The following is a 19,117-nucleotide window of genomic DNA, read 5'->3' on the forward strand; positions in this document are numbered from 1 at the left end:
GGCGCCATGCTGATGAAATCGGGTAAGCAAGTCGCACAGCTCATGTACGGTCCCAATGGTTTTCGCGTGATGCGGCCGGGCGATCACGTGATTTGCGCCGCGAGCGGTGAAACGATCCTGCTCGAGGAACTGCGCTACTGGTGCGTCGAGCGGCAGGAGCCTTTTGCCAGCGCCGAGTTGGCGACGCGGAGGCTGCTCGGCGGGTGAGGCGTTTCACGGTCGCGACACTATCGATCCTGCTCGCCGCGTGTTCGGCCGGCGACGTGGTACCTCGGGCTCAGAGCGCCCCGTCCCAGCCCGCCGTTGCTCCCCGACCGGCACCCACTCCCACGCCGACCGGCCCCGCTACGTTCGTGGTCGACGGGCAATTGACGCAGGGCGGGTTCATTCGCGGGCAGGTGCCCGGCGGGACGCGCAGCGCCACTCTCGATGAGCAGCCGCTCGCCATTGCGCCCGATGGACGGTTCCTTGCGGCGTTCGACCGCGATGCCGGGCTGGTCGCGACTCTTGTCGCGCGGCTGGCCGACGGGCGTGAAATCCGGCGCGAACTGGCGGTCGCCCCGCGCGCATGGCAGATCGAGCGAATTAACGCAGCCCGCAGGCCCGGCGGCACTACAGAGGCGTTCCTCGCCCGTCGTCGCTCCGAACTCGCCCGCATCGCCGCCGCGCGCGCGATCGACAGCGACGTGGCGGGCTGGCGGCAATCGTTCCAGTGGCCAGTTAAAGGCCGCATTTCGGGTCGCTTCGGCGCGCAGCGGATCTATCGCGGCGAACCGGGCGCTTACCACTCTGGCCTCGACATCGCGCCCGGCGCAGGAGCGCCCTATGTTGCGCCCGCCGACGGGGTGGTCGTGCTGGCGACCGAGGAGCCGTTCTCGCTCGAGGGCTACCTTTTGATCATCGACCATGGCGGCGGGCTCAACAGTGCGTTTCTCCATTCCTCGCGCCTTGCCGTCACGGAGGGCGAGCGCGTCCGGCAGGGCCAGACTATAGGCTATGTCGGCGCTTCCGGCCGGACCACCGGTCCGCACCTGCACTGGTCGCTCGAGTGGCAGGGTGCGCGGCTCGACCCCCTGCTGTTCCTTCCGCCAATGTGACCCGACGTCTTCGTTTCGCGGCGGCGCTGCTGATGGCAGCGACGCTGGCTCCCACGACATGGCTCGGTGAGCGACCCAACCTCGCACACGACGATGCGGTCCTGCGCTTCGAGCGGATCGCGGTGCCCGACTCGGCGCTCGGTCCGTTCACCGTCGGGGGCGCGTGGCGCATCACCAGCCCGCACTTCTGGTTCGGCAGTTACTCGGGGTTGGTCGTCGAGGATGATGGCTCGTTACTGGCGGGCAGCGACAGAGGGTGGACTCTGGGCTTCGCGCCTCCGGATCGTCCAGCGATCATCCCGCGCTTCGCTCCTTTCTTGCAGCAACGCAAACGAAGGCTGGTCGACCTAGAGGCACTGGCGCGCGATCCCGAAGGCGGCACCGTCTGGGCAGCCTACGAATATCGCAACGCGATCGTCCGGCGGACGACGGATGGCACGGCGACCCCCTATTATCCGCCCGCCATGCGCCGCTGGCCCTTCAACGGCGGGGCGGAGGCGATGGCGCGCCTCGCGGATGGCAGGTTCGTCGTCCTCGCCGAATCGGCCAGCGAGGCGGGCGAGGAGACGCATCATCGGGGATTGCTATTCGATGGTGATCCGGTCGAGGGCGCTGCTGCGGTGCCGTTCGCGTTTGCCGCGACGGACGGCTATCGCCCGGTCGACATGGCGCTCTTGCCCGATGGCCGCGTCATGGTCCTGCTGCGCCGGGTGGAATGGCGCCTTCCGCCCGGCTTCACCGCCCGGCTCGCGATTGCAGATCCCCGAGAGATTCGTGAAGGCGGAGTGTGGCGGGCGGAGACTCTCGCCACGCTCACGCCGCCGCTGCCGGTCGACAATTACGAGGGGTTGGCGGTTGAGAGCGGTGAGGACGGGTCGCTTACCCTCTGGTTGATCTCGGACGACAACCGGATGGCGATCCAGCGAACCTTGCTGATGAAGCTGCTCTGGCGGCCCTGACCTGAACCAGACATGCAAAAGGGCGCGCGGACCAAGTCCCGCGCACCCCTTGCCATGTTCTCAGCGAATCAGGCGGCCGCGGCGGCCTTCTTCAGCTCGCGCTTCACCTTGAGCGCGGTCGCCGAGAGCTTTTCGTCGCTGGTCTTGAGCAACCATGCATCGAGCCCGCCGTTGTGCTCGACCGAGCGCAGGCCGTGCGTGCTGACGCGGAACTTGAAGCTGCGGTCCAGCTTCTCGCTCATCAGCGTCACGTGCTGCAGGTTGGGCAGGAAGACCTTCTTGGTCTTGTTGTTGGCGTGGCTCACATTGTGGCCGACCTGACGGCCCTTGCCGGTGAGTTCGCAGATGCGGGACATGACTGATCTCTTCGGTAAACTGTTACGGCAGTGCCGGGAAAGGCGCGCGCTTAGCCCCGAGGTGGCGAATCGTCAACCCGCCGAGTAGGGCGGGACGCATGAAACGCCCAAGCATCCGGTGGCCGTTGCCCGAACCGATGAAGCGCGCGCTCGCCCTAGCCAGGGAGGCTGCGGCGGCAGGCGAAGTGCCGATCGGCGCGGTTGTCGTCAAGGACGGCGTCATCGTCGGGGAAGGCCGCAACGCCCCCCGCGCCGATCACGACCCCACCGCGCATGCCGAGATTCTCGCGATTCGCGCCGCCGCCAAGGCATTGGGAGACGAGCGGCTGACGGGGTGCGACCTGTTCGTCACGCTCGAACCATGCGCGATGTGCGCCGGGGCCATCGCGCACGGCCGTATCGCCCGCCTGACCTACGCCGCGTCCGATCCGAAGGGCGGCGCGGTGATTCACGGCGCGCGGGTGTTCGACCACCCCCAATGCCTGCACAAGCCCGAAGTCGTAGGCGGTATCGGCGAAGTCGAGGCTGCGGACTTGCTTCGCGCGTTCTTCCAGGAGCGGCGCTAAAGCCCGCGCCAGATCTTGAGCGGGGCGTTGTCCTTCGCGCCGGCTCTGCCGCGGTCGCAGGCGGTCGGCATGAAGTCCTTGCGATAGCAGAGGCGCAGTTCTTGGAGCCAGCCGCGCTCGTTCAGTTTTATTCCTACCGCCGAGCGCGGCCAAGCAGGGTTCGCGATCGTCCAGCGGTCGCGGAGCATCCCGGCGGTCAGGCCGGGCTCCTTCGACAGCCGGTCGAGATCGGGCAGGCGCAGGCTTTCCCATAGGGTCCTGGTGACCGCGAAGTAGGTTTCGGGGCGGCGGACCATGCAACTGCCGTGCTTGGCCCATTGCCGGGTCTGCAGCAGCGCCGAGGGCATCATGCAGACGTTGCGGCGAACCTCGTGCGGAGACAATTTTCGCGGGGTCGGGCACCACTGCGGCCAGGTGCTGCGCCCGTCGGGCCACAGGCCGTGCACGACCAGCCCGAACCGGCCGTTGCGGCCGGAACACTGAACGGTATCGGCACGGCGCCCTTCGCGGCCCTTGCAGAACTCCGGCGCCCAGCTCAGCGCCAGCGTGTAGCCGGTGACCGGCACACGGCGCGTCGGTCCATCGGGGCTGACTCGCGGCACGAACAGCTGCTGCGGGATGCGGCACTGGTAGGCTTGGGCCAGTGCGGGAGAGGGAATCGCCGCGATCGTCGCGGCGGCGAGGATCGCCAGCCGATCAGGAAAGCGCGTCATCGGACTGCTGACCTCTCGTCGCGAACCAGTGGCTTGCTCTCCGCGTAAACAGTAGACCCACTGCGATCAGCGCGCACGCGAGCGCGGCCAGTTCCGGCCATGCCGGTGCCGCATCGCCCGATTGCATCGACCACGGTGCGGAGGCGAGGCGGACCAGCGCCAATCCGGCGACCATCCAGCGGGCGACAGGGTTTGCCATGAACCAGACCAGAGCTATCGGGATCAGTGCGATCGTCAGGCGGGCCGACGCAAGCACGATGGGCATGTCGGCCGCATCGGCGGAGAGGTCCGGGATGCGCGAAAGGCTGTCGGCGAAGGTGATGGCAGCCGCGACCATGAACAGGACCGCGAACCAGCCGATCGCAGCAGGACGGTACCGGGGGCGGATCACAACGGCGTGAAGTCGAGGCCGATGTCGGCTGCAGGCGCGCTCTGGGTCAGGCGGCCAACCGATACGAAGTTCACCCCGGTTGCCGCCTTGGCCTTGATCGTGTCGAGGTTGATTCCGCCGCTCGCCTCGGTGGGAACGCGACCCTGCACGATCCCGACTGCCTCGCGCAGAGTGCCGGGATCCATGTTGTCGAGCAGAAGGCGGGTGGCCCCGGCGACCAATGCGGGTTCGATCTGGTCGACCCGGTCGACCTCGCAGATGATTTCGCGCACGCCGGCGTCCACGGCGCGGCGGACAGCCTCGCCTACGCTGCCCGCAACGAGAACGTGGTTGTCCTTGATCATCGCGGCGTCCCACAGGCCCATGCGGTGATTGGCCGCACCGCCCATTCGCGTGGCGTATTTTTCGAGCACGCGCAGCCCGGGAATGGTCTTGCGGGTGTCGAGCAGCGTGCATGATGGGTTGTCCATCGCCCGAACATATTCACGGGTCATCGTCGCGATGCCCGACAGGTGCTGGACGGTGTTGAGCGCGCTCCTCTCGGCGGTCAGCATCGCGCGGGCGTTGCCTCTGAGTCGCATCAGGTCGGTGCCTGCCGCAACCCCTTCGCCCTCGACGGCCAGTAGTTCGATCTCGATGGTCGGATCGAGCGCGCGAAAGAACGCTTCGGCGACCGGTAGCCCTGCGACGACGATAGCGTCCCGGCTGTCCATCAGCCCCGCAAACCGCGCCCCCGCAGGAATCACGCTCTCGCTGGTGACATCGCGCCCGCCACCGGGAAGCCCATCCCCGAGATCCTCCGCCAGCGTCTCGCGAACGAAGCGATCAAGGTCGAAGCCAGGGAGTGAAAATCTCATCGCACCTCCCTAACCGGGCCGGCGGAGGCCCGGCAAGGGCGAACGCCCGTCCGGACCGGCCCCACAGCAAAGCGGAGGGATCAGCCGGGAGAACGAGCGCGCGGAGGCGCGCTCGCAAAACATCAGTGCACGAAGCGCGCGACAACATCGCGGTAGCTGCGGCTCACCTTCACCTCGGACCCGCTTTCCAGGACCAGGAAGCACTCGCCGTTGGTGTGCGGCTTGACCTGGCGGACCTGATTGAGGTTGACGATGGTCGACCGGTGGACGCGCTGGAAAGTGCGCGGATCAAGGCGCCGCTCGAGGTCCTTCATCGTCTCCCGTAGGACGAGGCTGTTGTTGCCGGTAGAGATGACCATGTAGTCGCCCGCCGCCTCGATATGCTCGATCGAATCGATCTCGACCCGGAAAATCTGTCCGCGATCCTTGATGTTGATAAGCTTCTCGTAGCGATCGGCGCTCTCGCTCGGCGCATCGTCAGCAGCGAACTCCTCTGCGGCATCGGGCGCGACTTCGTTGAGCACGGTCTTGAGTTTCTCGGCCTCTTCGGCGCTGCGCTTCTCGGAAAGCCGTTGGCGCACCCGCTCGATCGTGTCGGCCAGCTTGTCCTCGTCGACCGGCTTCATCAGATAATTGACGGCATTTGCCTCGAACGCGCGGATCGCGTGTTCCTCATAGGCGGTCACGAACACGATCAGCGGCGGTTCGATCTCCATGATCCCCTTCACGACCGAGAACCCGTCGAACCCCGGCATCTGGATGTCGAGGAAAACGAGATCGGGCTTCTCGGTCTTGATCGCGCGGATCGCCTCGCGCCCGTTGGCGCACGTACCGATCACCTCGATATCGTCGAATTTCTCGAGGCGGAGCTGGAGCCCCTGGGTGGCGAGCTTCTCGTCATCGACGAGCAGGGTGCGAATGGTCATGCAACATTTCCAATCGAGCGCGGTTCTGGCCGCGGTGCGGTAACGGATTCGGTAACCGAAGGTTTCGCCTGGACAGGGTGTCCTGGGCTTTCGGCGGCTTCGTGCGGGATCTCGATGATCACCGTGAAGCCCCCTTCGGGCGGATTGCGGATTTCGAAGCGGTGGTCCTCACCGTAGGCCTGGCTGAGGCGATCGCGAATGTTGGGCAGTCCCACGCCGGTCGACACGGTCCTGCTTACGCCCGCGAGCGCGGCCGGGTAGCTGGCGCGGGCGGGACCTTCGCGCAAGCCCGGCCCCGTGTCCGATACGGCGATACGCAGCCGTCGTCCGACGAGTTGCGCGGAAAGCGAGATACAGGCGCCTTCCTCCTGCGGGCTGACCGCATACTTGATCGCATTCTCGACCAGCGGCTGGAGAAGCATCGACGGCAGGCAGGCGCTCGCCGCCTCGGGCTCGATATGGAACTCGGTCCGCAGCCGTTCCTCGAACCGCATCCGTTCTATGCCCAGGTAGAGCTGCAGCGTCTCGACTTCCTGTGCGACGGTGACCTTGCTTCCCGGTTCGCTGACCAGGGTATGGCGCAGGAACGCGCTGAGGCGGGTGAGCATCGCGTTCGCAGGCTCGGTCTGCTTGAGCAGGACGAGAGTGGAGATGGAGTTCAGCGTATTGAACAGGAAATGCGGGTTTAGCTGATAGCGCAGCATCGCGAGCTGCGCACTAGTCGCCTGCGCCTCCAGCCGTTCGAGCCGGTCGGCCTGCTCTTCCACCTGGAGGAAGTAATTGATCGCGTAGTACAGCGCCGACCACGCGCCCAGCAGCGTTCCGTCGAGGAAGGCAAGCGCGAGCACGCGCTGTGCGAAGGTCGAGTCGCGGGTATCCGAATAATACACCCCCTGCAGCCAGGCATCGAGCGCCGCGTACAGCGCGACCGCCAGCGCAAGGACCAGAGCGGTCACGGTCCAGGTAACCACCGCCCTTCGCTTGATCAGGTGGCCGTAGATGACGCTGAGCACCAGGCTGATGGCAAACCCGGTGATGACTTGGACCAGCACGACCAGCAGCAATTCCCACGGCTGCTGGTTGGCCATCGCGGAAATCGCACGCAGGGCGAACACGCCGCCCCAACCCAGGAACTGCAGATTCCAGAAGGCCGCGTTCTTGTTGTCGAAGAACGGCGCGGGGCGAAAGGGCAGCCTGACCACCATGATCGGCGTCTAACCTAAGTTTACTGAAAGCGTCAGACAAGTTTTGCCATTGGCGCGTCCGATGCGGTATGCCTCTTGCCGAGGAGACCGACGATGAACTTGACCGAGGATACCCTGCACGGCGCTCAGGAACGGGCCAAATTCCGCGAGATGAAGGAAGGCACGCAAGAGGACTGGGCGCTGATCGGCGGCGAGTACATGGCTTTCGCCAAGGGCCTCCCCGATCGGGTGCTCGCTCACCTCAAACTGCTCGATGGCGATTTCGGCGGATTCCCGGTGTGCCGGCTCGAACACTCGCTGCAGACCGCGACGCGTGCCTATCGCGACGGACGCGACGAAGATTATGTCGTGATGGCCCTGCTGCACGACATCGGCGACACGCTGGGAACCTACAACCACCCCGAAGTCGCAGCTTCGATCATCAAGCCGTTCGTGTCGGAAGAACTCCACTGGATCTGCCAGAACCACGGGCATTTCCAGGGGTACTACTACTTCCACTACCTAGGCATGGACCGCGAATCGCGCGAGCAGTTCCGCGGCAGCCCCCATTTCGATGCGTGCGCCGAATTCTGCGAGAAATACGACCAAGCCGCCTTCGATCCCGACTACGAGAGCGAATCGCTGGAATTCTTCGAGCCGATGGTCCGCCGCGTGATGGCGCGCCCGATCAACTCGCTTTACGCAAGGGCTGCCGAGCAGCAGGCCGCCTAGGGTTCGATTTCCCGGCGGAAATGCGTGCGCCAATCGGCGGCGCTGCCGTTTGCTCTCAGCGATTCGATGGCCGACAACTCCGCGCGGACGAAATCGGACCGCTCGTCCCACCCGTCGTGCGTGCGTGCGCGGAAGATCCAGCCGCCGTTGCCGGGCCCCCAGCGTTCGAAGAAGCGCGCCGCAGCCTCCGGCGGATAACCCGCATTGGCGAGGAGCCACGGCATCAGCCGGTCGGCTTCGCGCTCGGTGAGCCGGATGTTCGCCCTCTTGCGCCCCGCCTCGCGTAACCATGCGCGGTGGCCGAGCAGGTTGTGCGCGAATTCGTGCGCGAGCGCTGCCGCGAGCTCGTCTTCGGAGTAGTCGAGACCGGCGAACTTGCGACCGATGAGCACGCGCTTTCCGTCGGCCACCGCGCGCTCGCTATTGTCGATCAGTTCGAATCGCGACGGGCACGTCAGGTTGCTGCCGACCGTCACTTCACGCGATTCGTCGCCGGCCCGGCGGAATGCGATCCGCACTTCGCCATCGCGGTCGAGTGCTGCGTCTACCAGATCGTGCAGCGAAGCGAGGCGTTGCCAGTCCCCGGCCTTGGCCGGGGGAAGATCTGCCATCGCGCGCCGGTCTATGGCCACGATCTCGTCGTTGGCGGCCAAGCCTACGATCTCGGCGGGCGATCCAGCAGCTACCGCCTGCACGACTATGTCTCCTGCGATGCCGGTCGCCGCGCGCATCCGGGCAGGCTCCGTAAAGTTCGCCATGTCCTGCAGCAGGAGGCCGATCGACGGACGCGGGGCGCAGAACGGTGCGTTGGCGGTTGCGAGACGCCAACCGATAGACTGGAGTCGCGCGTCCTCTTGCTGAAGGCGGACGAGCGCGGCGCGGTCCTCGTCCGGGCCGGCGATTACGGGCGATGCAACCAGCCCCAGCGCGACGATGGCGACGCGGGCGAATGCCGCGATCACGCGCCCTTTCGCGCGGCCGCGACGGCGTCGGACAGTTGCGCGCGGCCCACAGCGCCCGAGAACACGCGGTCGCCCACGACCCAGCTCGGCGTGCCCTCGAAGCCGAGCTGGCGGGCAAGGTCCATGTTCTTGCGCAATTCCAGAGCGGCCTCGCCAGAGGTGGCGAAGGCGCGCGCAGCCGCCATGTCGAGGCCCGCGGTCTCGGCAGCCTTTGCCACGCTGGCCTCGCTCGGTGGGCCATGCAGGAACATCGCATCGTGGAAGGCGGCATATTTGCCTTGCCGCGCGGCGGCGAGGGCCCATGCGGCGGCGACGTCGCTACCCTGGAAGATCGGCCATTCGCGCATCACGACCTTCAGGTCCGGGTTCGCCTCGACCAGCGCCTTCACGTCGTCGACCGACTGCCGGCAGAACGTGCACCCATAGTCGGTGAACTCGACGAGCGTGACCGTGCCTTGCGGGTTGCCGAGTATGGCGCCGGGAAAAGGCTTCACGACCTCGTCAGAGGCACCCGCGAGCCGCGTCCTCGCCTCGTTCGCCTGATAGGCCTCGGCCATTTCGGGAAGGATTTGCGGATTGGCGAGAAGCCATTCGCGCGTTGCATTGCCGCCCAGGCCGGACCAGGCGAACAGCCACGCACCCAGAAAACCGAACACGAGCGCGACGACAGCGCTGGGCAGAAGCGTCTTGAGCAAGTTCATGGGTGCAGCGCTATCGACGCTTCTTCTGGCGTTCAAGCTCGCCGCGCGCCTGCAGCTCGATATCCTGCGCACGAATCCAGTCGGGGGACCCGGTCGGCAGGCCGGCCTGCGCGGCCTGGGCGCTGCGCAGCGCCTCGCCATAACGGCGGCTCATCGACTGCTGCTCGGCGCTGGCGAGACGCGCGCGCGGCATGTCACCCTGGGCGGCATAGATCACGCCCAACTGATACCATGCGAAAGGATTGTACCGGTCGCGCGCCACAGCCGCCTTGAGCACGGTCTCGGCCTCGGCATGGTTGGTCGTGTCCTCGGTCGCGATCAGGGCATGTCCGAACAAGGCCGCGATCAGCGGCGCGTTGCTGGTCAGCTCGATCGCCCGGCGCAGCGGCTCCAATGCTTCGTCGGGCCGACCCGATTCGAGCAGCACCTGCCCCGCCAGTTCGAGGAAGTAGGGATTGTCGGGCTCTGCCGCGATCAGCGCCCGGGATTCGGCCAGCGACCGATCGACGAGTGCGTCCTTGTGAAAGGCATAGGCCCGGGCATAGCGGGCAGGCAGACTGGTATCGGTTTCGGGAAAGTCGCGCAGGGTCTTGGCGGGTTCCTCGGTATATCCGGCGAGTTTCGCCTTCACGAGTTCGAACCGCTTCTGCAGCGCCGCGTCGGCGGGCTTCTCCCACGCCGGATCGACCTGATAGGTTTCGGTCAACCGCGCCAGCCGGTCGCCCGATAACGGGTGCGTGGTGGAAAACGCGTCTTCATCGGTCGGGTTGTAACCGTAGCGGAACTCCATGCTCTGCAGCTTGCGGAAGAAGGCCAGGCTCCCGCGGCCCGAAATGCCGGCCTTCGAAAGGTACTCGGCCCCTGCGGCGTCCGCAGCGCTTTCCTGCGCGCGGCTGAAGGCGAGGTACTTGCCCAGCGCGGCGCGCTGGCCTGCCATCAGTACGCCCATCGCCGCGTCGCCCGCTCCCGCCGCCGCAGCGGCCGCGGCTAGGACCAGCGACATGATCGAGATACCCGAAGCCTCGCTCGTGCCGGCCGAGTTGATGATGTGACCGCCGGTTATGTGGCCCAGTTCGTGAGCGATCACGCCCTGGACTTCCTCAGCACTATCGGCAGCGTCGAGCAGGCCGGTATGGATGTAGATCGCCTGCCCACCGGCTACGAACGCGTTGAGGCTCTGGTCGCCGATCAGCACGATATCGACATTGCTCGGCTGCAGCCCGGCAGCCTCGATCAGGGGCGCGGCCATGTCGTCGAGCAGCGCTTCCGTCTCCGCGTCGCGCAATATCGATTGGGCCGCCGCGGGCTGGGCGACGAGCGAGAGCGCCGCGAGGAGCGCGAGAACGCGGGCGAGCAAACGCATCGGGCGTCGCTCTAGCGGGATTCGCGCTGAACCGGAACTGAAGCGCTGGCATAGGGCGACGGAGCGGTGGCCGAGCGCATGAATTCGATCATCGGATCGCGCACGATCCCGCCCTGCGCCAAGGGCCGGGACAGACCCATGATGATTCCGGCGTGCCCCATGCCGTCGAATTCGACCGTACCCACCGCACCGCCTTGGGCCTCGACCGCGGCTGCCAAGCGGCGGGCGTTGCGCACGCGGACGACCGTGTCGGCGGTGCCGTGCATCAGCAGCAGGGGCGGCGCGCCGGCGCGGGCGAACGCGATCGGCTGGGTGATCGCCGGGTCGGCGACGTGGCCCAGCGCGTTGCGGGCCGAATCGCTGGTGAAGGGATAGAAATCCGCCGGGCCGGCCATGCTCACCACCCCGCCGATACTTTCGGCAGGCACGCCGGCGGCAGCAAGCCACTGCGGATCGAGCGCCATCATGAGCACGTTGTAGGCACCCGCCGAATGGCCGGCGAGCGCAATCCGGTTGGTCCGCACGCCCACGGCGGCAGCCCTGTCTTGCGCCCAGCGGATCCCGGCGGCGGTATCCTCCAGCATCGCCGGAAAGCGCCCGCCCGGTACAAGCCGGTACCCGATCAGCGCGGTGGCGAAGCCAGCCTCTCCCAGAGTCCGGGCAACGAAACGGTATTCTTCCGCTGCACCCGAATGCCATCCTCCGCCATGCACGAAGACGACGAGCGGCCTGGCTCCATCGGCCTCTTCGCCTGCCGGAACCCACAGTTCGGCGCGTTGGGCGGGATCGCTACCGTAAAGTCCCTGCGCGGCTAGATCGACCGTGGTGGAGCGCGGGAAGCGCGCGTCGATCCAGTCGAGTGTTCCCGCCGATCCGGCAGCGACTGCCCAGCGCCACACGCCGAATCCCGCCAGCGCGAGCAGGCCCACCACCAATGCCGCGATCATCGCCCATCTCCTCGCACGGCCGGTCTTCAAGTCGGGTGATCCTTTTGCACGGTCTTGACGATCTGGGCCGTCTCGCCAGCAGTGGAAATCCCGATCGTGCGCAGGAAGTCGCTGCCGGTGGCGAAATCGTCGCCCAGCCAGAGCGGCACCCCCGCGGCCTCGATAAGGGACTGGCCGGCGATCTCCTCGGGCGAGAACGGCCCCGTGGCGGTGCGTATGAAGACGGCGGCAATGCGTCCCGGGTGGGCTTGCACGGTTTCGGCAAAGGCGGGCAGGTCGCCCTGGGTGTCGTCGCCGATCAAGGCGAACCGCAAGTCCGGATAGAAGGCGAGCAGCCGGTCGAGCGCGGCCCGCTTATGCGCTCCGTGGCTTTCGGAGCCGAAGGTCGCGCGGTTGAGGCCCCAGTCGCGCAGGAGCAGCGGGCCGAGCGGCAGCTTGCGACTCTGCTGAAACGCGACGAGATAGGAGAACAGATTCCACGGCGACGACGATATGTAGAAGAACGGCCGGTGCGTTGCGGCATAGTGCGCGCCCGCTCCGCCCGGCTCGGCGAGAACCGCGCCGCCGCCCAGCGCACCATAGAACACGTCGGCCCCCGGCACGGCGATCCGTTCGTCCGGCAGTTCGGCGAGGACGCGGCGCCAGTTTCTTCTTACGGCTCCGAAACCGCCGGTGATGCCGGTTTCCACGATCGTGTCGTCGATATCGGAAATGACCGCGAGATGGGTCGCCTTGCCCGGAGCGAGCACGTAACCCTCGATGCAATGGGGTCCCTCGGGAGTCAGCCAGTGGAGGCAGACGACTTCCCATTCGGGATCGCGCGCCAGCGGCCATGGCGGGTCGAGCGCGACGTCGAAATGGACATAGCCCTCGTCGTCTGTGACCCCATGGTGATCGACGGCGATACCAAGCGGGCTCTTGAGTTCCAGCCGCACGTCAAGTCCGGGCACCTCGCGCGAGGCGAACTGCGCCAGCATCGTGCGCATGGCCTGCATCCGGCCGCGATTGGCGAACGTATGCGGGCCCGGCTTGCCCGAACGAAGGGCGCGCGCCGACAGGGTCAGCCGCGTTTCGCTGCGATAGCCGAAAAAGGGCTGGATGCGGACGGGCGCGCGTTCGAACAGGGGCATCGGCCCCGCGCTAGCGAGCGTCGGTCGAAGCGGAAACCCCTAACTGCGAGCGGCCAGCGTCAGGCGACGAGCTTCTTTGCCGCCTTTTCGACAAGAGCGGTGTCGACGACCTCGCCCAGCACCACCACTTCGCCGTCGACACGCCGGATCATCACGAGCGCGAATTCCTCGCCGTCTGCTTCGATGTCCTCGAACCCGAGCGGTGCGATTGCGCGCAGCTTGCGAGCCAGTGCCTCGCGCGGGGTCTCGCGAACGGGCACTTCGCCGTCATCCGAACGGCGGTAGGCGCGCTCGGCGTGGACGATCCCCTTGAGGCCGCCTTCAGCGGCGCCGAGGTATCCGGCGAGCGTCCCGCGCTCGATGCCCATTCGATGGGCGTGCGTGAGCACGGCGGCATACTCGGTCAGCCGGGTCTTGTCGTAATCAGCACCGAACACGAGCTTGACCACCGGGGTCATCGGCGCGCGGTCCTGCATTGTTAGTCCGCTGTCGGCCATGAGTTCGGCGAACTCTTCGGGTTCGGCCTGCGCGGCGATGCTGAAATCGTAGGCTCGGCCGACCGCTGCATAGAGCGCGGTACGGCTGCGATCCTCGCAGCTGCGTGCGGCGATCGCCATTTCGCGGGCGGCGGCCAGGCAGTCGTAGAGTCCGGTCGCTTCGTCCGCAGCCTCGACGACTTCGAAGTCGTCGAGATCGATCACGGTTTCATCGTCCGCGACAACCGGTTCGGCAGTGACCACGGCTTCCGGCTCGGGGGCGGATTGCGCGAAAACGTCATCATGTTCGATCGCTTCGGTCAGTTCGAACGGGGCATAGTCGTTTGCGGCGGCAGGCTGGTCGACGACCGGTTCGGCTTCGAACGGCGCGTCCAGATCGTGCGGAGTGTCCACAGGCGCCAGCGGTGCAAAATCGACGTCGGGAAGCGAATCGAGCGGGGTCGGGCGTTTGAGCCACTTGGCGACCGGATCCTCGTCGTCGTCCTCGTCGAAGTCCTCGTCCTCGTCGAAAGCGTCGGCGTTCGATCGACCGCCCCCCAGCGTCAGGAGCGAGGCGAAACGGCTCGGGCCCTCGGGTTCCTCGTCTACGGCCTCGATCGATTCGTAGAGGCTGGTCTCTTCGGCCTCCTCGTCTTCGTCTTCGTGCTCGCCGTGATCGGCGAAGCGATAAGCGTTTGAACCTGTATCTTCGGATTCCCCAAAGGCCGGCAGCGGGAAGGGGTCGTCGCCTTCTGCAAACGATACGGGCGTCGTGGCGGCGGCGAACAACGGTTCGACGACGCCGGGCCCATCCGCCCAGTCGGTGACCGGATCGGCCGGCCGCGGGCGACCGTCCTCGATCTCGAGGGCCTGGTCGATTTCCAGCAGCAGCTCGTCGCTGGTCAGCTGGTCGGCCATCTCCTTCCAGTTGATGACGCCATAAATGAAGTCGATGGTATCGTCGTCGCTGGAGAACGGTAGCAGGATGCCGCGATAGAGGATCGTCTGCCCACGCTGATTGACGAACTCCGCCTCGAACCCGATCGGCGCCTGATTGGCGAGAATCTGCATGTAGTGGTCGGTGATGCGGGTGAGCAGCGAACGGCTGGGAACATCGCTCAGGCGGTCGACGACCCCGGTGACATCGCATTCTTGGGCGAGCATCGTGCCCAGGAACCGGACGGAGGGATTGTCGATCCCGTTCGTGAAGTCGAGCAGGACCGAGTAGGGTCCGAAATCGGGAAGCGCGTCGGGATCGAGGTCCTCGATCGAAGGGAAATTGCGGTCCGCCAGCAGGCATGCCCAATGGTTGTAGGCGCGGACCTGCATCCGGCGCTCGTCCTGACCGATCGGGCTCGGCGGAAGCTCGCGACCGGAATCGTCGTCACCGATGCCATGGTCGTAGCTGTCGGCGTCGTAGTCGACTGCTCCGATATATCCCCGCAGGTTGTCCATCGCGCCAATTCACCCCTGTTGCGGGACACGTGCGTGCGTGTCCCAAGCGATGGGGAGAGTTGTGCCGCTTGCGTGGTAAACATCCCGTTAAGTTGCGCCGCGACTTTTTGCCGTCAGCGGCGCGGTGGCGTCACATCATGTAGCGCATCTTGATGGTGAGGCTCAGATCGCGGCTTTCGACGGGAAACACCGCGTCGGCATATTTGGGCGGGGCCATCCGGACCGGGGCGTCGCGCGAAAAGCCGAAGCCTTCCTTGGGCATCATACCCAGAGCCCGGTCGGCCTTGCCGTTGTTGTTCTCGTCATGCAGCAGCGCGATGGCGTAGCGCCCTGGCGTCACGCCCTTGAACGTCAGCTTCAGGTTCCCCGAGGCCGGCACAACCAGCCGGTGTGATCTGGGGTCGCCCGCGCATTTGGGAAATCGTGCGGCATCGCCCGTCATGCATGCGCGCACCACGCCTTTCGTGGACCGCATTCCGGTGATGGACACGGTCACGTCTGGCGGCGGGGGGGCCGCTCCCAGCACCATCGCGCAGACTGCAAGGGCGGCAAGCGCCCTCACGGCTGGCCGAGCCCCCGATCGGTGCCGCACAGCTTGTCCCAGAACCGGAAGTAGAGGCCGTAGTTGCATTTATAGAGATCGTGATGCCGTTGATGGTGGCTGGCGGTTATCAGCCATTCTCCCAACCTCGAGTGAACGAGCCAGCGCGGAAACATCTCCCAGCCCATGTGGTTCGTCACCCCCATCACGGTCATGACCGCCAGAACCAGCCCGAGCATCGCGGCATGGATCGGAACGATGAACACGAGCGCCGGGATGACGACCGCGCCGGTCACCGCTTCCCACGGGTGAAAGCTCATCGCGGCCCAGGCCGTCGGCGGCCGGCTGGCGTGATGGACCGCGTGGGCGATGCGAAACGGCTTTGGCCGGTGCATCCAGCGGTGGGTCCAGTAGAACCAGGTGTCGTGCGCGGCCAGGTAGGCGAACACGCTGACCGGCAGATACCACAAGGAAAATGCATCCCAGTCGGTGTAGATGCGCGTCCAACCACGCTCCTGCCAACCCCACGCCACCACGCCCGCGGGTATCCCGTAGATCGCGGCGGAGGCGATCGACCAGCCGATCTCCCTGCGAATCTGGCCGTCGAGCCCGGTATACAGCCCCGGGCGGACGCGCGCTGTCGCCCAGGCGAACCCGCCGCTCGTCAGCAGGTAACGAACGGCCACGATCGCGGTCATCGCAAGGGCGGAAAGGATGATGGCGGCAAGCATCTCGGCGACGCTCTACGCTGGCTGCATCGGGCTGACTAGGTGGCGAACGCTAGTCCAGATTGCCCCACGGAGCGCAATGGGGGTCGGCCGCGACGATGGTGCGGCGCATCGCTGCGCGAGCGAGCCGCTCTACCTCCACCTTGCGCCGGGCGGCAGCAAGCGGATGACTGGGTGCGGGGCGGACGATTTCGGCGTCGTAGCCGTCCGCCACGATCACCCCGCAGCAATCGGGCCGGAAGTCGAGACCGTCGAGGATCGCGCAATCGATCCCCGGAGGAACGCCCCAATAGAACCGGTCGCAAAAGTCGAGATAGTCGGGCCACTTGCCGTCACCCACAAGGTCCGCACGGCTTACCTTGATCTCGACGATCACGATCCGCCCCTTCGCATCGACACCCATCAAATCGGCCCGGCGTCCGTTGCGCAGCGGCATTTCGGCCAGGCACCAGATGTCGTTTCGCGCGAAGAGCCGGCAAATTCCGCGCGCGACGGCCAGGGCGTCATGACGTTCGGCCGCGAGGGCTATCGCAGGTGAGTCGGGCATGGCCCACGATTGGAACGAAAGAAGAACCCGGTCAAGTTCGGCATGCATTCCGAAGCCAGAAGCACGGGCCGGACCAACGTGTGGGCCCCGTCTGCGGGGCTATTCTTCCGGGACTAACGCGAGCAGCGCATCGCGAGCGGCATGAAATTCGTGCCACAGGGTCAGGGCCGCCGGCGTCGGATCCTGCCCGCGCGCGGACACCGCCAGCAACGCCTTGACGCCCGGGGACATCATGGCGGCGATATCGGATATCCCGTTGGAAGCCAGTTCAAGCCGCCAGCCACCGACATCGGCGATCCGGTCGGGAAATGTCCGCATGAGTGCGGTAGGTTTTTCTGCCGCAAGACCGGCGATCGCGGCGACGGCGTCGGCAGTTTCCTGCAGCGCCGCCCACTGAGCGCCCAACGTGCCCGCGCCTCGCGGTGATGCCTGGTCCGGACGGACGGCGAAATCGGTCGGCGCGACGCTCATCAGGATTCGAGCGTTAGCCGGATTCGCTTGCCAAAAAGCTAATGGCAACGGTCCGCGCATGAGCGAACTGGCGCACCCGACAGGATTCGAACCTGTGACCTCTGCCTTCGGAGGGCAGCGCTCTATCCAGCTGAGCTACGGGTGCCTGAACTCGCGTCCAGTTCGGTGCGGGCGCTTAGCAAAGCGATTCGCAGCGCGCCAGCACCTTGTCGCCATGCGGGCGCGAACGGTCGTCCGCATGGGGGAGAAGGCCACTTGCACTTCCATTAGGAATGCCTAATATTAGCGTCTGCTAATGGAGAGTGGCAAAATGCAAGTCGACCTGGGAGCATTCCAAAAGCAGGCCGCAGAGGCGGCCGGTATGCTCAAGACGTTATCGAACGAAAGCCGATTGCTGGTGCTGTGCCACCTTGTCGCGGAAGGCGAACTTACCGTGGGCGACCTCAACGAGCGCGTAGGGCTCAGCCAGTCGGCGCTGTCGCAACATCTCGCCAAGTTGCGCGAGGAGGGACTGGTGGCGACGCGGAAGGAGGCGCAGGCGGTCCATTACCGTATCTGCGATCCACGCGCGCACCAGATCCTTGGCGTCCTGCACGAGGTATTCTGCCCCGATCTCGGCGAGCAGAAACCGCAATCGAACGGAGATACGCAATGACCGCCGATATCCACCTCGACAAAGCAATCGCGCAAGTGAAGGCAGTGCTGGCGGGACAATCGTCAGCGCCGCAAGTCAAGGCGTTCTTCCATGAACCCACCTTCACGGCGAGCTACGTGGTGTCCGATGCCGCCACGGGTCATGCCGCAATCATCGATAGCGTGTGGGATTTCGACCAGCCGTCGGGACGGACCAGCTTCGAATCGGCCGACCTGATCGTCGATCACGTTCGCCGGCAGGGTCTGACGGTGAACTGGATCCTCGAGACCCATGCCCATGCCGATCACCTGTCGGCAGCGCCGTATCTGCAAGAAAAGCTCGGCGGCAAGCTCGCCATCGGACGCGAAATCGTGACGGTGCAGGGCGTGTTCGGGAAAATCTTCAACGAGGGCACCGAATTCGCACGCGACGGATCGCAGTTCGATCGGCTCCTGTCGGACGGCGACGTGCTGATGATCGGCGGGATACCGTTGACCGTCCTGCACGTGCCCGGCCACACCCCGGCGGACCTCGCCTACCTCGTGGGCGACGCGGCGTTCGTCGGCGACACCATGTTCATGCCCGACTACGGCTCGGCGCGCGCGGACTTTCCGGGCGGCGATGCCCGTGAGCTCTACCGTTCGGTCCGCCGCGTGATGCAGCTTCCCGATCAAACCCGAGTCTTCTTGTGCCACGACTACAAGGCGCCCAACCGCGACGAGTTCGTGTGGGAGACGACGATCCTCGCCGAGCGTACCAGCAACGTGCACCTGCACGACGGCGTGACCGAGGACGAGTTCGTCGAGATGCGTACCCAGCGCGACGCGACCCTCGCGATGCCGCGGCTCATCCTTCCCTCCATCCAGGTCAACATGCGCGGCGGACACCTGCCCCCGCCCGAAGACGATGGGGTATCGTACCTGAAGCTTCCGGTGGACCGGCTGTGATGTTGCCCGGCTTTCCGGATGCGCAGCCGGTTGCGGGCCTTGTCGGAGGCGTGCTGATCGGCCTTGCCGCAGCGTTGATGCTGCTCGGCGCGGGCCGCATTGCGGGGGTGTCCGGCATCCTGGCGCGGGGCACAGGAATCGCGCGGGGCGACATGGCGATGACGAGCGCCTGGGGGTTCATCGTCGGCCTACCTTTGGGTGCGCTCGCCATACGGTCGGGTTTCGACTGGGAACCGGCCACTTTCGCGTCGTGGCCGGTGCTGATCGTCGCAGGACTCCTGGTCGGCTTCGGCACCCGGATGGGTAGCGGCTGCACCAGCGGCCACGGTGTCTGCGGAGTGAGCCGTCTGTCGCAGCGATCGATCGTGGCTACCGCATCGTTCATGGCGGCGGGGATCGCCACCGTGTTCGTGCTTTCCTTGGTGGGAGACTGA

At 66.0% G+C, this 19,117-nt stretch carries 23 protein-coding genes, 1 tRNA gene and 1 pseudogene; 8 read left to right on the forward strand and 17 right to left on the reverse strand.

Annotated features, from left to right (window positions below; all coding sequences use genetic code 11):
* The first annotated feature begins 6 nt into the window (after nucleotides 1-6).
* The 3 genes from AR323_RS01940 to AR323_RS01950 are packed head-to-tail and all read left to right on the forward strand — an operon-like array spanning nucleotide 7 to nucleotide 2,056.
* Nucleotides 7-207 (forward strand): DUF2093 domain-containing protein, encoded by a 201-nt coding sequence (locus tag AR323_RS01940; RefSeq protein ID WP_057882251.1) that lies wholly within the window; start codon nucleotides 7-9, stop codon nucleotides 205-207.
* On the forward strand, nucleotides 204-1,097 hold the full coding sequence (locus AR323_RS01945; RefSeq protein WP_057882252.1) for a M23 family metallopeptidase: 894 nt from the start codon (nucleotides 204-206) through the stop codon (nucleotides 1,095-1,097). Before AR323_RS01940 ends, AR323_RS01945 begins: the two co-directional genes overlap by 4 nt.
* Nucleotides 1,094-2,056 (forward strand): esterase-like activity of phytase family protein, encoded by a 963-nt coding sequence (locus AR323_RS01950; protein WP_152980281.1) that lies wholly within the window; start codon nucleotides 1,094-1,096, stop codon nucleotides 2,054-2,056. Before AR323_RS01945 ends, AR323_RS01950 begins: the two co-directional genes overlap by 4 nt.
* A 68-nt stretch (nucleotides 2,057-2,124) precedes the next feature.
* On the opposite strand, the gene rpmB is transcribed toward AR323_RS01950, so the two are convergent.
* Complete coding sequence (rpmB, locus tag AR323_RS01955) at nucleotides 2,125-2,412, reverse strand: 50S ribosomal protein L28 (protein WP_057882254.1); 288 nt, start codon at nucleotides 2,410-2,412, stop codon at nucleotides 2,125-2,127.
* A gap of 98 nt (nucleotides 2,413-2,510) precedes the next feature.
* Between rpmB and AR323_RS01960 the strand changes: the two genes are divergently transcribed.
* Nucleotides 2,511-2,978, forward strand: a complete 468-nt coding sequence (locus AR323_RS01960; RefSeq protein ID WP_057882255.1) for a nucleoside deaminase — start codon at nucleotides 2,511-2,513, stop codon at nucleotides 2,976-2,978.
* Here the strand turns inward: AR323_RS01960 and AR323_RS01965 are convergent.
* The 5 genes from AR323_RS01965 to AR323_RS01985 all read right to left on the reverse strand — a co-directional run bounded on the left by AR323_RS01965 (nucleotide 2,975) and on the right by AR323_RS01985 (nucleotide 7,070).
* Nucleotides 2,975-3,691 (reverse strand): ribonuclease T2 family protein, encoded by a 717-nt coding sequence (locus AR323_RS01965; protein ID WP_057882256.1) that lies wholly within the window; start codon nucleotides 3,689-3,691, stop codon nucleotides 2,975-2,977. The genes AR323_RS01960 and AR323_RS01965 overlap by 4 nt on opposite strands.
* Complete coding sequence (locus AR323_RS01970) at nucleotides 3,675-4,082, reverse strand: hypothetical protein (RefSeq protein ID WP_057882257.1); 408 nt, start codon at nucleotides 4,080-4,082, stop codon at nucleotides 3,675-3,677. Before AR323_RS01970 ends, AR323_RS01965 begins: the two co-directional genes overlap by 17 nt.
* The gene (gene nadC, locus AR323_RS01975) at nucleotides 4,079-4,939 is read right to left on the reverse strand and encodes a carboxylating nicotinate-nucleotide diphosphorylase (protein WP_057882258.1); all 861 of its coding nucleotides are present in this window, start codon (nucleotides 4,937-4,939) and stop codon (nucleotides 4,079-4,081) included. The genes AR323_RS01970 and nadC overlap by 4 nt, the downstream gene beginning before the upstream one ends.
* 122 nt (nucleotides 4,940-5,061) lie before the next feature.
* Nucleotides 5,062-5,865 (reverse strand): LytR/AlgR family response regulator transcription factor, encoded by an 804-nt coding sequence (locus AR323_RS01980; protein ID WP_057882259.1) that lies wholly within the window; start codon nucleotides 5,863-5,865, stop codon nucleotides 5,062-5,064.
* Entirely contained in the window at nucleotides 5,862-7,070 is a 1,209-nt protein-coding gene (locus tag AR323_RS01985; RefSeq protein ID WP_057882260.1) for a sensor histidine kinase, read from the reverse strand. Before AR323_RS01985 ends, AR323_RS01980 begins: the two co-directional genes overlap by 4 nt.
* Before the next feature lie 93 nt (nucleotides 7,071-7,163).
* On the opposite strand from AR323_RS01985, the gene AR323_RS01990 reads away from it, so the two are divergent.
* The gene (locus AR323_RS01990) at nucleotides 7,164-7,781 is read left to right on the forward strand and encodes an HD domain-containing protein (RefSeq protein ID WP_057882261.1); all 618 of its coding nucleotides are present in this window, start codon (nucleotides 7,164-7,166) and stop codon (nucleotides 7,779-7,781) included.
* Here AR323_RS01990 and AR323_RS01995 read toward each other — a convergent pair.
* From AR323_RS01995 to AR323_RS02045, 11 genes and pseudogenes are all read right to left on the reverse strand, one after another.
* On the reverse strand, nucleotides 7,778-8,743 hold the full coding sequence (locus tag AR323_RS01995) for a M48 family metalloprotease (RefSeq protein ID WP_235510421.1): 966 nt from the start codon (nucleotides 8,741-8,743) through the stop codon (nucleotides 7,778-7,780). The genes AR323_RS01990 and AR323_RS01995 overlap by 4 nt on opposite strands.
* Nucleotides 8,740-9,444, reverse strand: coding sequence for a DsbA family protein (locus tag AR323_RS02000; RefSeq protein WP_057882262.1), 705 nt, complete (start codon nucleotides 9,442-9,444; stop codon nucleotides 8,740-8,742). The genes AR323_RS01995 and AR323_RS02000 overlap by 4 nt, the downstream gene beginning before the upstream one ends.
* Before the next feature lie 10 nt (nucleotides 9,445-9,454).
* Entirely contained in the window at nucleotides 9,455-10,807 is a 1,353-nt protein-coding gene (locus AR323_RS02005) for a M48 family metalloprotease (RefSeq protein WP_057882263.1), read from the reverse strand.
* A gap of 11 nt (nucleotides 10,808-10,818) precedes the next feature.
* Nucleotides 10,819-11,754 (reverse strand): alpha/beta hydrolase, encoded by a 936-nt coding sequence (locus AR323_RS02010; protein ID WP_057882264.1) that lies wholly within the window; start codon nucleotides 11,752-11,754, stop codon nucleotides 10,819-10,821.
* Nucleotides 11,755-11,780: 26 nt separating this feature from the next.
* Nucleotides 11,781-12,884 carry an App1 family protein gene (locus tag AR323_RS02015; protein WP_057882265.1) on the reverse strand — a complete coding sequence of 368 codons (1,104 nt, stop codon included), beginning with the start codon at nucleotides 12,882-12,884 and terminating at the stop codon, nucleotides 11,781-11,783.
* Between the two features lie 1,274 nt (nucleotides 12,885-14,158).
* Nucleotides 14,159-14,815 (reverse strand): annotated as a pseudogene (locus AR323_RS15410) (PAS domain-containing protein); the annotation flags it as partial.
* 130 nt (nucleotides 14,816-14,945) lie between these two features.
* Nucleotides 14,946-15,377, reverse strand: coding sequence for a DUF2141 domain-containing protein (locus AR323_RS02025; protein ID WP_321164521.1), 432 nt, complete (start codon nucleotides 15,375-15,377; stop codon nucleotides 14,946-14,948).
* Nucleotides 15,374-16,087: a sterol desaturase family protein gene (locus AR323_RS02030; protein ID WP_057882268.1), complete on the reverse strand. Its 714-nt coding sequence runs from the start codon at nucleotides 16,085-16,087 to the stop codon at nucleotides 15,374-15,376. The genes AR323_RS02025 and AR323_RS02030 overlap by 4 nt, the downstream gene beginning before the upstream one ends.
* 49 nt (nucleotides 16,088-16,136) lie before the next feature.
* The gene (locus AR323_RS02035) at nucleotides 16,137-16,631 is read right to left on the reverse strand and encodes an MmcB family DNA repair protein (protein WP_057882269.1); all 495 of its coding nucleotides are present in this window, start codon (nucleotides 16,629-16,631) and stop codon (nucleotides 16,137-16,139) included.
* Between the two features lie 99 nt (nucleotides 16,632-16,730).
* Nucleotides 16,731-17,102 (reverse strand): hypothetical protein, encoded by a 372-nt coding sequence (locus AR323_RS02040; protein WP_057882270.1) that lies wholly within the window; start codon nucleotides 17,100-17,102, stop codon nucleotides 16,731-16,733.
* Nucleotides 17,103-17,170: 68 nt separating this feature from the next.
* Nucleotides 17,171-17,247: transfer RNA gene (locus AR323_RS02045), tRNA-Arg, on the reverse strand.
* A gap of 165 nt (nucleotides 17,248-17,412) precedes the next feature.
* Between AR323_RS02045 and AR323_RS02050 the strand changes: the two genes are divergently transcribed.
* The 3 genes from AR323_RS02050 to AR323_RS02060 are packed head-to-tail and all read left to right on the forward strand — an operon-like array spanning nucleotide 17,413 to nucleotide 19,117.
* On the forward strand, nucleotides 17,413-17,757 hold the full coding sequence (locus AR323_RS02050; protein ID WP_057882575.1) for an ArsR/SmtB family transcription factor: 345 nt from the start codon (nucleotides 17,413-17,415) through the stop codon (nucleotides 17,755-17,757).
* The gene (locus AR323_RS02055; protein ID WP_057882271.1) at nucleotides 17,754-18,683 is read left to right on the forward strand and encodes an MBL fold metallo-hydrolase; all 930 of its coding nucleotides are present in this window, start codon (nucleotides 17,754-17,756) and stop codon (nucleotides 18,681-18,683) included. The genes AR323_RS02050 and AR323_RS02055 overlap by 4 nt, the downstream gene beginning before the upstream one ends.
* Complete coding sequence (locus tag AR323_RS02060; RefSeq protein WP_057882272.1) at nucleotides 18,683-19,117, forward strand: YeeE/YedE family protein; 435 nt, start codon at nucleotides 18,683-18,685, stop codon at nucleotides 19,115-19,117. The genes AR323_RS02055 and AR323_RS02060 overlap by 1 nt, the downstream gene beginning before the upstream one ends.

The organism is Tsuneonella troitsensis (assembly GCF_001441535.1).
Taxonomy (GTDB): domain Bacteria; phylum Pseudomonadota; class Alphaproteobacteria; order Sphingomonadales; family Sphingomonadaceae; genus Tsuneonella; species Tsuneonella troitsensis.